The organism is Burkholderia sp. IT-111MI5, from assembly GCF_949752865.1.
Classification (GTDB): Bacteria; Pseudomonadota; Gammaproteobacteria; order Burkholderiales; family Burkholderiaceae; genus Burkholderia; species Burkholderia pyrrocinia_C.
Genome location: NZ_CATKIF010000002.1, coordinates 223616 through 239020, shown reverse-complemented (window position 1 = coordinate 239020; position 15405 = coordinate 223616). Strand labels below are relative to the sequence as shown.

Here is a 15405-nt window from a genome sequence, read left to right as displayed (position 1 = left end):
TGAGGACGTCAACGTCATCCTCCATGTGATGGACCCCGTCGGGCACGGGGCCGTCGGCTTCAAATTTTTAAGCGCTTAAATTTCAGGCCTCGATACGAGGCCGGATCGAGCGTAGCGCACCCGCCGTCGCACACGCAAAGAACGCATGCGTTGCCTACTATCTGGCGAGGTACGAAAGGACGCGCATTCCCGGGGCGTCATGTCACGCGCGCGAAAACGGGTACTTGACGTACGTCAGGAATCAGGACGATGCCACCTCGGCTCATAGGGAAACGGGCCATCGGTGCGCGTCGTGGCGCCGGGATGAATGACGGGTCCTCGATTGCAGGAGATGCGCATGAAAATCAGCGAACTGACGCGGGCGCCCCTCGGCGCCCGACACGCTTGCGTTGCCGCAGCTCGGCCTGCGGCCGTTCTATCTATCCGGCGGCATTCGTCGACAGCGCCGCTTGACGCGCATCACGCGCGCTGCGCGAGCGCCTTCACCTGATCGGCCGACATCGCGCCGCGATAGATGCGGAACTCGTCGATCGAGCCGCTGAAGAACGGATCGCCCGGATATTGCGAACGTCCGATCCAGTTCTGCGCGGTGTGCCCGATGCGCCATGGCGCGAAGATGACGTCTCCCGCCGTGCCGATCGCGTTGCCGTTCAGATAGAGCGTCGCGGTCGTTGCCGCCAGCGTGACGGCCACGTGCGCCCATTGTCCGGCCGGCAGCGCGGCGTTGCCGTCGATCGCGCGTTCGCCGTGCCCGCCGTTGGTCGTGATCGCAAAGCGCATCGTCCCGCGATGGTTCCTCGGCGTGACGTACAGATAGCGTCCGGTGCCCGAGCCGAAATCGAAGAGGCGCGCCCACGTCTGTCCGCCGTTCCAGTTCACCCAGGCCGCGATCGTGAAATCCGACACGTCGGCGACGATGTCGTTCGGCAACGCGACGTAACCGGTCGAACCGTCGAGCGACACGGCGTTGCCGGTTTTTCCGGGCCCGCGCGAAACGCCGCCGGCGAGCGTGCCCGCATGACCGTTGCCGGACGCGTCCGCGGCGGCCGTGCCGACCGTCTCGTCGAACGTCAGCAGCGTATGCAGTTGCAGCGCCGTCGACGCGGCGACTTCCGCCGAATTCGCGGTTTCGCCCGACGCGGTATGCCCGCTGATCACGTAGTACCAGGTGCCCGCCGCCGGGCTGTCCGTGTACGTCAGCGGATCGGCGATGCCGCTCGCGACGGTCGTGTAGGGGCCGCCCGATTTGGACGCGCGCTTCACGTTGTAGCTTGCCGCGTTCGCGACGCCCCACCACGACAACACGACCCGTCCGGCACCCGGCCACGCGGTCAGCCCGCTCGGCGCGGCGGCGGGCGCGACGGGATCGCGCGTGCAGGTGAGCGTGCCGTAGCCGAGCTGATCGTAGCCGCCGCTCGCTTCGCCGTAATTGCCGCCGCCGCCTTCGGGCTGGATCGCGTGCGCGAACTTCGTCGACCACGGCGCCGACAGCCCCTTGCGGTTAACGTAATGGTTGTGGACGAGTGCCCAGCATGGGCGGATCGTGCCCTGGCCGGCGGTCGAGAATTGCGTCTGGGTCACGTCGACATTCGAGTACGACGCGTACGGCACCGGCAGGAACGTGCCGTCGGGCCGCACGAGATTCGCCTTCGCGACATATTCCGCGCCCGCGAGGAAACGGTTGTTGTCGTGACCGTACAGGTCGATGCCCTGGTTCCACGCCATTTCGCAGATCGCGCCGCCCAGCGCGATGCCGAGCGTGTTGTGCCCCTGGTCGCGGCCCGACTCCTGCCATTGGCCCAGATGGCCGGGGTGCACGTAGTAGACGGCCTGCGCGATCGCGCCGTTGCCGGGCCCGTCGATGAAATAGTTGACGGCCTCGTCGAACTTCGCGTGGTCGTCGCACAGCACGCCGATCGCCATGACCGATGCGAGGTTGCACAGATCCCAGTTGGCCCAGTAGTGCGTGATGTCCGTGTTGTTGTGGCGATTCAGAAAGTCGGCGTTGATCGGGTAGAACTTGTCGGCCATCATCGCCTGGAACGCGGCGAAGTCGGCCGCCGCCCAGCCGGGATAGGTGCGCATGATTTCGCCGGCGTTGGCGAATTCGTAGCCGTAGATGCCGGCTGCCAGATCGACGTTCGAGTCCCCGGCGAGGTTCTGCAGCGTCGACGACCACGCGTTCATGATCTGCACGGCCTTGTTCGCATACGCGACGTTGCCCGAGATCTTCCAGCGCAGCGCGCACGCATAGGCGGCTGCGATGTCCTTGTACAGCACCGGGTAGTTTTGCGCGCCGGTGCCGCCGCGCGTCACGACGGCCTGCGGTCGCGGCGACCATGACAACTGTGCATGACCGTTCGTGACCAGCCGGTTCCAGCCGTCGAGCCAGGGCGACGCGGCGGTAGATACCTTCTGCGCGATCCGGTCGAAATCGGCTTGCGTATGCAGCAAGCCCGGATGCGCGAACGCTTCGCGCGTCGCGACGGTCGCGGTACCCGTCGCAACGCGTGCGAGCGCGCGGTTGCCCGCCCCGGAAGTTGCGATGCCGGTGACGCTGCCGCTCGCGTTCGTGCTGCCGCATGCCGACAGCGCGAGCGCACCGACGCTGTAAAGGAAGGTGCGCCGGGAGATGCCTGCGCCGGATCCGGGCCCAAATTGCGTGTCGTTCATGATTGCATCGTTCCTTGACGAGACCCGCTCGCGAGCACCGAGGGCGAGCGGGGCGACCGACCGCCGAGCGTCATCTTGAGCGCGGTCGAAATCAGTCATCGCATAACGACGCGGAGTGTAGCGGACGCGTCATCGTTTCGGAATAAAAAGTTGTCACGAAACAACTCGTCGATCGGATAGTGATTGCTGCAAGCAAATTGATTAACATGCTAATAAAAATGGGAATAAATGGTGATTGATACGCTTGCGAGATATTATCGTCGCCGGCACAGCGAGCAGGAGGCGCTTCACGTATGTGGATCGATGGCGGTGCGCTATTTTCTTTGTTGTCATACAACTGACAACTTGTGATGTTTTGCGTATCGCATGCCGGTTTGCGGGCCGATACGACTTCATGCCGGCGCAGCAACGCCGGTGTCGCTCGACGGATGAAAAAAACGGAGAACAACACGATGACGAGCAGGATCGCAGTCCTTGACGATCGATTCGCGCGATGCGCGGTAGGTTCTCCAGCACATCGACCGGCACGCGGTATCCGGATTTCACGAACGTCGCGGTCCAGGACTTTCACGACGTCGTCAGCGCGAAATTCGGCGGCGGAAAGATCATGTTCTCCGGCTATGAAGCGAACGGGCGGCACTTTCCGCTCGGCATCGCGCAGAACAACGTCGTGTTCGACGGCACGCAGCCGACGTTCGAGAAAGGCGCCGCGACGCACGACACGCCCGGGCCGGGCGCCGTGAGTTTCTCCGGCTCGATCGTCACGTCGAGCGCGAACGACGTGACGGTCACCGGCACGCCGGGCACGTCCACGCCGTACGACTGCAGCGCCGCGTTCACGACGCTGAAATCCGTCGCGCCGGCTTCGCCGATCCGATCCGGCCGGCATGCGCGCCACGCCGGCGATGGCGTGGCGCACCCGCCGCCCGTTCGGCGTGTTCTCCGTCGAACGGGTCCGTTACGCTTTCGGCTGCGCGGCATTCCAGGTACCGGCGCGTGGCTGCGGATCGGTTTCGATGCGCATGTTCAATTTGCCCGGAACGTTCGCGATATACGGCTTCGCATGACGTCGTGCCGCGATCGGCGACGGCATGACTCGAAGCGTGCGGACTTTCAAACGCCCGCTCAGTTTTTTTAAAGACCGCGCCACGTTCGACCGGTATGATCGCTGCGCTCGCGAACGGCGCCACTGGACAGTGCAGGCCGGTGCATGCCGACCCGCGCGCAACCGACATCACGAGCACGACAACACAGGACGGCCGCGGCGACGCACCGCTCGTCGCCGGGGCCGAACGGGCCGAGACAGCACGACGGAGTATTGAAACAATGTTGACGGAGACAGGGGCGGTGCGACGCACATGGGCGATCGCTGCCGGGGGAGCGTTGTGCGTGGCCGCAGCGGGCGGCGCGCACGCGCAGGCGTCGAACGCAGCGGCGGCGGCGCAGGCCGGCACGGCGGCGGCCGTGCTGCCGCCGATCGATGTGAAAGGAACGGCCGGCGGATCGTCCGTCGGGCTCGTCGGGCTGCGCACCACGGCCGGCACGAAGACCGACACGCCGGTGGCCGAGATCCCGCAGACGACCAACATCGTGACCGCGCAACAGATCGAGATGACCGGCGCGGCCGACCTGAACCAGGCGCTGCGCTACGTGCCGGGTTTCGCGACGTTCGGCTCCGACAGCCGGACCGACTGGTATGCGGCGCTGCGCGGCTTCACGCCGACGCTGTACGTCGACGGTATGCCGACGCCGAATACGGCCGTGATCGCGAACTGGCGCGTCGACCCGTACACGATCGACTCGATCGCGGTGCTGCGCGGGCCGACGTCGGTGCTGTACGGCGCGGGCGAGCCCGGCGCGATCGTCGACGCGCACACGAAACTCGCCGACGGCGAGCGCGTGCGCGAAGCCGGCGTGCAGATCGGCAACGATGCGCGCAAGCAGTTCATGCTCGACGTCGGCGACCGGCTCGACCCGGACGGCCGGTATGCGTATCGCTTCGTCGGCGTTGCACGCGACGGCAATGCGGTGACCGGCCCGAACGGCGACCGGCGCGTCGCGCTGGCGCCGTCGTTCCGATGGCGGCCGAACGCCGATACGTCGCTGACGTTCTCCGCGTCGTTCCTGCAGGACAGCGGCGACATCACGTCGAACTTCCTGCCCGCGTCGGGCACGGTGCTGCCGAACCCGAACGGTCGCCTGTCGCCGGACATCTACATGGGCGACCCGGCGTTCAACGACTACCGGAAGAAGCAATGGTCGCTCGGCTACGCGCTGGAGCGTCGCGTGAATGCGATCTGGACGCTGCACCAGGACGTGCGCTGGTCACACCTGTCGCTCGACGACGCAACGGTGTTCGGCGTCGGCCTGGCGCCCCGCAGCACGACCAACATGATGCGGTTCGCGGGGCTGTTCCAGCTCAACTACAGCCGGCTCGATATCGACAACCGCGCGCAGGCGCGCTTCGGCACGGGGCCGCTCGAACACACGCTGCTGTTCGGCCTGCAATTCGACCGGCAGACGACGACCAACAGCGTGTGGCTCGCGCTGGCGCCGTCGCTGAACCTGTACCACCCCATCTATCGGCCCGTGACGGCCGCGATCTTCTCCGGCCCGACGTCGCTCGGCCACGTCGACCAGTACACGGCGATGAACGCGGTCGGCGTGTACGCGCAGGACCAGATCCGCTGGCGGCGCTGGACGCTGACGCTCGGCGGCCGCGAGGATCGCGTGAATGCGCGGTTCGACGACCGGACGGCCGGTACGCAAACGCAGACGGCCGGCACGCAGTCGCGGCAGGACGTCAGTGCGTTCTCCGGGCGCGTCGGGCTCACCTATCAAGGTGATGCGGGGCTGTCGCCGTATGTGGGTTATTCGACGTCGTTCGATCCGGTCATCGGCGTGCGGATGGCCGGCGGCGGTTTGCCGAAGCCGACGCGCGGCACGCAGACGGAAGCCGGGCTGCGCTGGCAACCGCCCGGCCGGAACCTGATGCTGAACGCGGCCATTTACCAGATCGACCAGACCAACGTCGTGACCCCGACACCGGTGAATCTCGATCCCACCGGCACGACATCCGTGCAGACCGGCAAGGTGCGCTCGCGCGGCATCGAGCTGAGCGCGGTCGGCAAGCTGACCCGCGAGCTGTCGGTCGTCGCGTCGTATATGTATCAGGACGTCAAGAACGTGCAGGCGAACGACGCGTCGCTGAACAACTGGCCCGTGTCCGTGCCGCTGCCGCGGCAGATGGCGTCGATGTGGGCCGACTGGACCTGGCATACGGGCGCGCTGGCGGGCCTCGGGATCGGCGCCGGCGTGCGCTACCAGAGCGCGTCGGCCGGCGCCCCCGACAACTCGCTGACGGTGCCGAGCACGACGCTGTACGACCTGGCGATGCACTACGAGATGCGCCACTGGCGGTTCGCGCTGAACGTCGCGAACCTGTTCGACCGGCGTTACGTCAGCGGCTGCACGTCGTACACGGTGTGCGTGTTCGGCAACGAGCGGACCGTGCTGGCCAGCGCGAAATACAACTGGTAATCGCGCTCGCGCCGCCCCGGCCTATGCGCCGCGCTGCGGATCGCGGGTCGAGGCGCGACGGCCCGCATGGCGCTGGCGCCGCCATTCGGTCGGCGTGATGCCGAAACGTTCGCGGAAGGCGGTCGCGAAGTTCGCCGGCGTGGAAAAGCCGATTTCCTTCGCGATGCTGGCGATGCTGAGCGACGTCGAATCCAGCAGATCCTGCGCGATCCGCAGCCGCTCGTGCCGCAGATACTCGAACACCGTCTGGCCGAGATTGTCGCGAAACGCGCGCGACAGCCGCTTTTCATGCGTGCCGACCGCGCGCGCCAGTTGCTCGACCGTCGGCGGATCGTTCAAGGTACGCGACAGGTGGCGAATGGCCGCGCGCACGATGATGTCGTCGTCCTGGCCGGCCGCGAGCGGGCTTTCCGTGTCCGACGGCAGCTCGCGCTTCGTCCGCGCGAGCTGCACGCGAATCCGCGCGAGCACTTCGGCCGGCTCGAACGGCTTCACCACATAGTCGACGCCGCCGATCTCCAGCCCCTCGAGGCGTTCGTGCAATTCGCCGGCCACGGTCAGGAAGATGACCGGAATCGCGCTCGTCAGCGGATCGGCGGCCAGCAGCCGGCACGCGGTAAAACCGTCCATGCGCGGCATGCGGACATCCATCAGGATCAGGTCGGGCATCAGCGCCTGCGCGCGCTCGCACGCCTGCGCCCCGTCGGATGCGATGCTGATCCGGCAGCCGGTGCTGCGCAGGATGTCGATCAGCAAACGCAGCTGGTCGGGCTGATCGTCGACGATCAGGAGATGGGCGTCGCTCAATGCGGAGATCGATGGAGACATCGTGCACCTGTTCTGGAAAGGCGGTTGGCCGCGATCCCGCGGGTGGCCTGCCCGGTTCGGGGAATCGTCGGATGCCGCTCTATGACGACGCGCAAACGCATCGCACGCTCGCATCGACAATCGGATCGGGCCGGACTGCGCGGCACGCAACCGCCCGGCGCAATACCCGGCGTTCGTTGTTTTGATCGCTGAGCCGGTAAAGGCGCGGACGATTGCCGCGGTCGCGTCGTGAATGGTCGCGGCTGCCGGTATCGATGCGAGCGGAATTGTAGGAGCATATTTCGAATCCCGCCAGATGGCTTGTCGATATTCGTGCCATGCCGTTTTACGCATTTTCGGGGTGTGCTGCGGTTTACGTCTGCTGTCTGGTCGACTTTCTGGCTGCGAGTCGTTCGATTGCATTTAATTCAAATCCGCTTCGGCAAAGTATTTATCTGCCTCAAAAAACATTCCGATTAAGTGCGACAATGCGCAATCGTTTGCGAGACGGCAATATTTTAAGTAACGCATTGAATATATTGGATTTTGCAATCTATAAACAATGTCGCCTTTGATAATCATCGATCGTGTCTCATAATTCGTCCGAACTTTGAGCGCCGGATGGCATGGAACAAACGAGGGCTCCGCGAACCGCGACGGACGTTGCGCGAGTCGAGTCCGAAGCATCAGTCGATGCATGCCCGAGCGAATGTCCTGGGCATCGAAACGGAAATCCGGTTGCCGGAGATGAAATAAAAGAGACGAGGTTGGTCGCGGTCGGCGCGACGTCGGATTCGGGGTGGTTATAAAGACGGGTTGAATCTCCGGATTCAGTCGGGGGAGAGCTCGTCCATAAATAACACTACGTATTCCTAATGTATGTAACGGATTAACGGAACGGGCCGCAAAGAGACGGCGTGCCCGGGCTATCGGACGCCCTGTCGATTTGCGCGGTCGGTGCGTGTCACGTTCGACACGGCCAGGCCGGGCATCGGGAACAGGTTCCGCACTGAAGTCGCAATCGCAGTCGAAGTCGAAGCTGTCAATAAAAGTAAGTAGTCCATATTCAAACCAGACGCTACAAAACGGAGCAGAACAGCATGAAGAGGAATCAGATTTCGGCGCTTGCCGCCGCCATGTTCACGGGTGCAGGTGTGCTGATCGCGGGAGTCGCGCACGCGGACAATTTCGTCGACCGCGGCAACCCGGACAACGCGCTGAACGGCCAGTGCATCGACGGGACCAACCCGCTGTGCGTGGCAACGAAGAGCGGGAGCTACGTGGCGGTGAGCACCTCGAACGTGACACAGGGAACGAATGCCAGGGCCGGTACCAGCGGTATCGCGATCGGCGACCAGTCGAATGCAAGCAGCAAGGGCGGCAGCAGCAGCGGCGGTGCAATCGCGATCGGCGTCGGCTCGCAGGCGCTGGCGAACTCGGCCATGGCGATCGGCACGGTGGCGGTCGCGCAAGGCAATACGTCGCTCGCGGTCGGCCGCCAGTCGGCTGCGGTCGGCGATTTCTCGATGGCGCTCGGCAACGTCGCGGATGCGCACGGCACGAGCTCGATCGCGCTCGGCCACTCGGCGCTGGCCAGCGGCGATCGCTCGATCGCGATCGGCGGCGCCAACCCGACGTCGAGCGACGGCGTATCGAACGGCGCCGCGTACGACGCGGCGACGCAGACGCGCGCCGGCGGCACGCAATCCGTGGCGATCGGCGCGGGCGCGCAGACGAACGACAACAACCAGGTGGCGATCGGCTCGGGCAGCGTCGGCGCGAACAACGGCGGCACGCCGGTATTCGGCGGCACGGCCGCACCGGTCGGCGGCGCGGTGTCGTTCGGCGCGATCGGCAGCGAACGCCAGCTGAAGAACGTCGCGGCGGGCGCGGCCGATACGGACGCCGTCAACGTCCAGCAGTTGAAGAACGTGAACAGCACGCTCAGCACGGGCATCGGCAATGTCGACGCACGCGTGACGTCGGTCGGCAATTCGTTGTCGACGTCGATCACGAATGTCGACCAGCGCGTGACCAATGTGGGCAACAGCCTCAGCACGAGCATCGTGTCGGCAACGCAGAACGTCGTGAAATACACCGACGATTCGCATGCGGCGATCGCGCTCGACGGCAGCAACGGCACCACGATCGGCGGCGTCGCGGCCGGCGTGGCCGATACCGACGCGGTGAACGTCGGCCAGTTGAAGGGCAGTGTCGCGCCGCTGCAAACGTCCATTTCGACGGCGGCTTCGAACATCGCGAACCTGCAGAACAGCGTCTCCGGCATCAACACGTCGCTGAGCACGGCCGCCTCGAACATCGGCAACCTGCAGGCGGCCGATACGCGCAACGTGAAGTACGACGGCGCGAGCGGGTTCGACTCGGTGACGTTCGCCGGCACCAACGGCACCACGCTGCACAACGTCGCGGACGGCAAGGACGTGCACGACGCCGTCAACGTCGGGCAACTGAACGGCGGCCTCGCATCGCTCAGCACGAGCGTGACGAACAACCTCAGCACGACGCTCGGCAACCTGAGCACGTCGATCACCAGCCAGATCGGCGCCGCGACGAAGAACGCCGTGCAGTACGACGACGACGCGCACGGCGGCGTCACGCTCGGCGGGCAGGGCGCGCAGGCGCCGGTCGGCCTGCACAATGTCGCGGACGGCATTGCCGCGGGCGACGCGGTGAACGTCGGCCAGCTCGGCAAGGCGACCGACACGCTCAACCAGTCGATCACGACCGTCGGCAACCAGGTGACGACGAACACGGGCAACATCGCCGCGCTCCAGCAGGATGAGCTCCAGTGGAACGCAAGCCTCGGCGCGTACGACGCGCGCCACGGCGGCAACGGCCCGCAACTCATCAGCAACGTCGCGGCCGGCAAGAACGGAACCGACGCGGTCAACGTCGATCAGTTGACCGCAGCGATTCACGACGGCACGAGCCAGCTCGATGCGCTGGCCGTGAAGTACGACGATGCGAGCAAGCGGCAGGTTTCGCTCGGCGCGGGCAACGGCGGGAGCCCGGTGCGCGTGACCAACGTCGCGGAAGGCAACGTGGCGTCCGGCAGCACGGACGCGGTGAACGGCGCGCAATTGCGCCGCGCGATCGACGGCACCGCGGCCGCGCTCGGCGGCGGCGCAACGGCGAATCCGGACGGCTCGATCGGCGCGCCGGCTTATAAGGTCGGCGGCGGCTCGTTCAACAACGTCGGCGACGCGCTGACGAACCTCGACGGCCGCGTCGGCAGCAATACGACGACGCTCGAGAATCATGAAACGCGCCTCGGCAATGCCGAAACGAACATCGCCGGCAATACGGCCGCGATCGCCGGGCTGCAGCAGGACGCGCTGCAGTTCGACCCGAAACTCGGCGCCTACAGCGCGGCGCGCGGCGGTGCACCGACCAAGCTGACGAACGTGGCCGACGGCAACGTCGCCGCGGGCAGCACGGACGCGGTGAACGGCGGCCAGCTGTCGGGCGTGAAATCCGCTCTCGAACAGCAGATCACGCAGGTGTCGAACCAGACCGGCGAAGCCGTGAAGAACGTCGTCAAGTATGACGTCGACACGAACGGCAACCGGCTGAATTCGGTTTCACTCGTCGGCGGCGACACGAACTCGGCCGTCGTGCTCAAGAACGTCGCGGCGGGCACCAGCGACACCGACGCGGTGAACGTGAAGCAACTGAAGGACGTGCAGTCGAATCTCAATCAGCTCGGCGCGCTTGCGGTGCAGTACGACGACAGCTCGAAGAGCACGATCACGCTCGGCGGTGCCGGCGGCACGCGCATCACCAACGTGCAGGCAGGCACGCTCAGCGCCACCAGCACGGATGCGGTAAATGGCTCGCAGCTCTACGCGACCAACCAGCAGGTGTCGAAGAACACGACCGACATCTCGAACCTGCAGGGCAGCGTGACCAACATCGCGAACGGCAAGGCCGGCCTCGTGCAGCAGCAGGACCCGAACGGTGCGATCACGGTCGGGAAGGACACGGGCGGCACCAGCGTGAACTTCTCCGGCACGGCGGGCGACCGTACGCTGACCGGTGTCGCGGCGGGCGTGAACGACAACGATGCGGTCAACGTCGGCCAGTTCAACAATGCGATGAAGAGCGTGGCGGCCAACGACAAGATCCGCACGGCGGCAACCGATGCGAACACGACGTGGATCGCGCGTGCCGATGCGGGTTCGATCGGGTCGACGGCGACCGCGACCGGCAAGAATGCGGTGGCGGTCGGCCAGGGCTCCGTCGCCGATCGCGACAATTCGTTCTCGGTCGGCGCGAAGGGCAGCGAACGCCAGATCACGAACGTCGCGGCCGGAACGGCGCCGACCGACGCGGTGAACGTGCAGCAGCTGAACGACAACCTCACGGCCGCTTCGACGCAGGCGAAGAGCTACACCGACCAGCGCATCGGGCAGGTGTACAACTCGTTCAACGACCTGAAGAAGGACATGTACGGCGGCGTCGCGTCGGCGATGGCAGTGGCCGGCCTGCCGCAGCCGACGGGTGCGGGTCGCTCGATGGTGTCGGCGGCAACCGCGAACTATCACGGTCAGCAGGGTTTTGCCGCCGGCTACTCGTACGTGACGGAGAGCAACCGCTGGGTCGTCAAGGCATCGGTGACGGGCAACAGCCGGTCTGACTTCGGCGCGGTGGTGGGCGCGGGTTATCAGTTCTGACGTCGTTCGCGCGGCGTAGCGCGATCGGTGGTGCCGGGCAATGCATGCGATGCCCGGCACCCCGGCGGGACATCCCTGGCCCGGGGTCTGTCGGTTGACCCCGGGCCATCGTTGTTCGACGCGTCGCTCAAAATCACCGCCCATGTTGTTACGTGGAGGTTCATTCGCGCCGCCCCCGCCTAGATTCGCGCGAGCGTGTCGTGATCGGCCTCACCGCCGAAATATTTCTCGAGCGCCTCCACGAACACCGCGTTGTCGGCAGTCGCATGCGCAAACAACGTGACCGACGACCGGAATTTCAGGTAGTCCGGATACCCGAAAATCGTCTGGATCGAACTGCCTTCGACCTGATTGACCAGCCGTGTGCATTCCCGCAGCCTTTCGCCGAGCAGCGGATGCTGAAGATACGCGACGGCTTCGGCCAGTGTCGCGATCGCATACCGTTGCGCCATCGCGCTGTTGCCAAGCCCTTCGATCTGCGGAAACACGAACCACATCCAGTGGCTTCGCTTGTGTCCGTTCTTCAGCTCGTCGCATACCTGCGCATACACCGAATCCTGTGCGTCGACAAAGCGCTGAAGATCATGGGGATCGTCCATTTCGCCCTCCGTCCGTTCCGGCGCGGCAAGCCGCCCGAACGCTCATTGTGAGCGTGACCCGGATGGCGTGCAAACGCCCCGTTGATCGTGTGCTCACCCGGCTTCGCATCGCGTCCCGCGAGTGGGAGCGAGCGGATTTGCTGCAGTGCAGTGCACTGCGATCGATCGCCCGCGAGTGACGTCGCGCATGCCGTCGGATGGCGACGTGCCGGCAACGAGCGTAGCATTCAGACATGCGGCCGGCCGCGATCCCGACCGACGGATCGGCGGCACACCCCGATCCGGCCGCAGCCGGCCTCGCATGACGGCCCGGCAAAGGAGCATCGATGCGCTCGCAAGCAATGTCCGTCTCGCGCCTGAGGCGCTATGGGATCATGGCTGCGGTCGTCGTCGCGTGCCTGATCGTCATCGGGCGCATCACCGGTATCCTGGTCGACTGGCTTTGGTTCTCGTCGATCGGCTATGCCGGCGTCTTCTGGACGATCCTGTCCGCGAGGGTGCTGCTGTTCGTCGCGGTGCTCGCCGTGTCGGCGGCCGCGATCGGCGCGTCGGGGTTGCTCGCGCATCGTTTTGCAAGGCCCGTCGATGTCTGGCAGGTAGAGGAAGCTTCGTCGACGCGTGCGGAGGATGTCCTTCGGGCGCTTGCAGCCGAGGTCGCATCGCGCGTTCCATGGCGCGCGGTCATCGCCGCGGGTGCCGTCTTCCTCGGGCTTGCGATCGCCGCCGGTGCGATGTCGAGCTGGGATGTCGCGCTGCGCTTTCTGCATCGGGTGCCGTTCGGCGCGCGCGATCCGATCTTCGGCAACGACATCGGTTTCTATCTGTTCGCGCTGCCCGTCTGGATCGTACTGAAGAACCTGCTGCTGCAAGTGGTCGCCTGCTGCGCGATCGTCGCAGGCAGCGTCTACTGGCTGCGCGGCGACATCATGCTGCGCCCGCAGAAGGGGCTTTCGTCGGCTGCCGCCGTTCACGGCTCGGCGCTGCTGGCGCTGTTCTTCCTGCTGAAAGCCTGGTCCTGGTGGCTCGAACGCTTTCTGCTGCTCTACGACAACAACGGTGTCGTGGTCGGCGCCGGTTATACCGATATCCACGTGATGCTGCCGGTGCTGTGGCTGCTCGTCGGCCTCGCCACTGCGTCGGCCGTTGCGATGCTGGTCAACCTGCGCCGGCCCGGCTATCGGCTGCCGGGCGCTGCGGTGCTGCTGGTGTTCGGCACGTCGTTTGCGCTCGGCATCGTCTATCCCGCGCTGTTCCAGCGCTTCTACGTCAAGCCGAGCGAGCTGCAGCTCGAGACGCCCTATATCCAGCACAACATCGCGTTGACGAGGCAGGCTTACGGTCTCGCGCAGATCGAGGTCAAGCCGTTTGCGGCCGGGCAGGGCCTGAATCTCGCGTCGCTGCAGGCCAATCGCGCGACCGTCGACAACATCCGGCTGTGGGATGTGCAGCCGCTGATGGATACCTATGCGCAGTTGCAGGAGATCAGGACTTACTACAAGTTCTTCTCCGTGGATATCGATCGCTACCGGCTCGACTCCGGCTACCGGCAGGTCATGCTGTCGGCGCGCGAGCTGGAGCAGTCGATGCTGCCGGAGAACGCCCGAACCTGGGTGAACCTGCATCTGCTGTTTACCCACGGCAACGGCGTCGTGATGTCGCCGGTCACCGAGAAATCCACGGAAGGCCTGCCGTCGCTGTATCTGCGCGACATTCCGCCTGCCGCGGACGGCGGGCCGGCGATCCACGAACCGCGCATCTACTTCGGCGAAGGCGGGCAGGGTTATGTGATCGTGAAGGGCAGCATGCCCGAATTCGACTACCCGAAGGGCGACAGCAACGTCTACACGTCCTACAGCGGGCGCGACGGTGTCGCGATCGGCGGCGCGGCGCGGCGCGGCCTCTTCGCATGGCAGTTCGGCGATCCCAACATCCTGCTGACGCACTACATCACGAACGACAGCAGGATCCTGTTTCACCGCAACATCCGGGACCGGATCCGCACGATTGCGCCGTTTCTCGCGCTCGACCACGACCCGTATGTCGTGGCAAGCAACGGACGCCTGTTCTGGATGCAGGACGCCTATACGACCAGCCGCTGGTTTCCGTATGCGCCGCCCGGTGTCGGCGACGGCGCCAACTACATTCGCAACGCAGTGAAAGTGGTGGTCGACGCGTACAACGGCACGGTCGACTTCTACGTCAGCGATCCTTCCGATCCGCTGGTGCGGACTTACGCGCGCATCTTCCCCGGCATGTTCAAGCCGCTCGACGCGATGCCGCCGGATCTTCGGCAGCATATCCGCTACCCCGAGGATCTGTTCCTGATCCAGGCGAACCTCTACCGTGCTTATCACATGGATGCGCCGGAAGTGTTCTATAACCGCGAGGACCTCTGGCAGTTTCCTCGCGCGCTGGGCGATATCGACGGGGGCGACGCAGCGAACGCGCAGATGGCGCCGTACTACACGATCATGAGGCTGCCCGGCGACGCGCAGGCCGGCTTCGTGCTGATGCTGCCGATGGTGCCGAGCCAGCGCGAGAACATGATCGCGTGGCTGGCCGCACGTTGCGATCCGCCCGGGTACGGCAAGCTGATCGTCTACGCGTTCCCCAAGGACAAGCTGATCTACGGGCCGTACCAGATCGAGGCGCGCATCCAGCAGAGCACGGAAATCTCGCAGCAGATCTCGCTGTGGAACCAGATGGGCTCGCGCGTGATCCGCGGCCATCTCGTGGTCGTGCCGATCGAGAATTCGATTCTGTACGTGTCGCCGCTTTATCTGCGCGCGGCGTCGGGCCAATTGCCCGAGCTGAAGCGGGTGATTGCGGCCTACGGCGATCGCGTCGTGATGGAGGAAAACCTGAGCGCAGCGCTCGCGGCGCTCTTCAAGGAGACGGGGCCGGGGCCGGTGGCGGCGCCGGCCCGCGGCGCGGCGGATGCACGCGCCCGCGAAGCGCTGGCCCATTACGACCGCGCGATCGAGCGGATGAAGGCGGGGGACTGGGCCGGCTTCGGCGCGGAACTCGATGCGCTCCGGCCGTTGCTCGAAGCGCTGGGCGCCGTTCGCGCGGACAACAAGAAGTGAGGGGCG

Annotated in this window: 8 protein-coding genes; 3 read left to right on the top strand and 5 right to left on the bottom strand. The window is 65.5% G+C overall.

What is annotated here, in order from left to right; all coding sequences use genetic code 11:
* Positions 1-459: 459 nt before the first annotated feature.
* The 3 genes from ACM6JT_RS01975 to ACM6JT_RS01965 form a co-directional block, all read right to left on the bottom strand.
* Positions 460-2673, bottom strand: coding sequence for a LamG-like jellyroll fold domain-containing protein (locus ACM6JT_RS01975; RefSeq protein WP_414855900.1), 2214 nt, complete (start codon positions 2671-2673; stop codon positions 460-462).
* Positions 2674-2764: 91 nt separating this feature from the next.
* A complete protein-coding gene (locus tag ACM6JT_RS01970; protein WP_414855899.1) occupies positions 2765-3313 on the bottom strand; it encodes a hypothetical protein in 549 nt (182 codons plus the stop codon).
* Positions 3292-3513 carry a hypothetical protein gene (locus ACM6JT_RS01965; RefSeq protein WP_414855898.1) on the bottom strand — a complete coding sequence of 74 codons (222 nt, stop codon included), beginning with the start codon at positions 3511-3513 and terminating at the stop codon, positions 3292-3294. The genes ACM6JT_RS01970 and ACM6JT_RS01965 overlap by 22 nt, the downstream gene beginning before the upstream one ends.
* Positions 3514-3999: 486 nt before the next feature.
* Between ACM6JT_RS01965 and ACM6JT_RS01960 the strand changes: the two genes are divergently transcribed.
* Positions 4000-6213, top strand: a complete 2214-nt coding sequence (locus ACM6JT_RS01960) for a TonB-dependent siderophore receptor (RefSeq protein ID WP_414855897.1) — start codon at positions 4000-4002, stop codon at positions 6211-6213.
* Between the two features lie 21 nt (positions 6214-6234).
* On the opposite strand, the gene ACM6JT_RS01955 is transcribed toward ACM6JT_RS01960, so the two are convergent.
* Complete coding sequence (locus ACM6JT_RS01955; RefSeq protein ID WP_414855905.1) at positions 6235-7041, bottom strand: response regulator; 807 nt, start codon at positions 7039-7041, stop codon at positions 6235-6237.
* A 1079-nt stretch (positions 7042-8120) separates the two neighbouring features.
* Here ACM6JT_RS01955 and ACM6JT_RS01950 point away from each other — a divergent pair.
* Positions 8121-11714, top strand: coding sequence for a YadA-like family protein (locus ACM6JT_RS01950; RefSeq protein ID WP_414855896.1), 3594 nt, complete (start codon positions 8121-8123; stop codon positions 11712-11714).
* Between the two features lie 179 nt (positions 11715-11893).
* On the opposite strand, the gene ACM6JT_RS01945 is transcribed toward ACM6JT_RS01950, so the two are convergent.
* The gene (locus ACM6JT_RS01945; RefSeq protein WP_034182299.1) at positions 11894-12313 is read right to left on the bottom strand and encodes a DUF1810 domain-containing protein; all 420 of its coding nucleotides are present in this window, start codon (positions 12311-12313) and stop codon (positions 11894-11896) included.
* A gap of 326 nt (positions 12314-12639) precedes the next feature.
* Here ACM6JT_RS01945 and ACM6JT_RS01940 point away from each other — a divergent pair, with 326 nt between their 5' ends.
* Positions 12640-15399 carry a UPF0182 family protein gene (locus ACM6JT_RS01940; protein WP_414855895.1) on the top strand — a complete coding sequence of 920 codons (2760 nt, stop codon included), beginning with the start codon at positions 12640-12642 and terminating at the stop codon, positions 15397-15399.
* Positions 15400-15405: the final 6 nt, after the last annotated feature.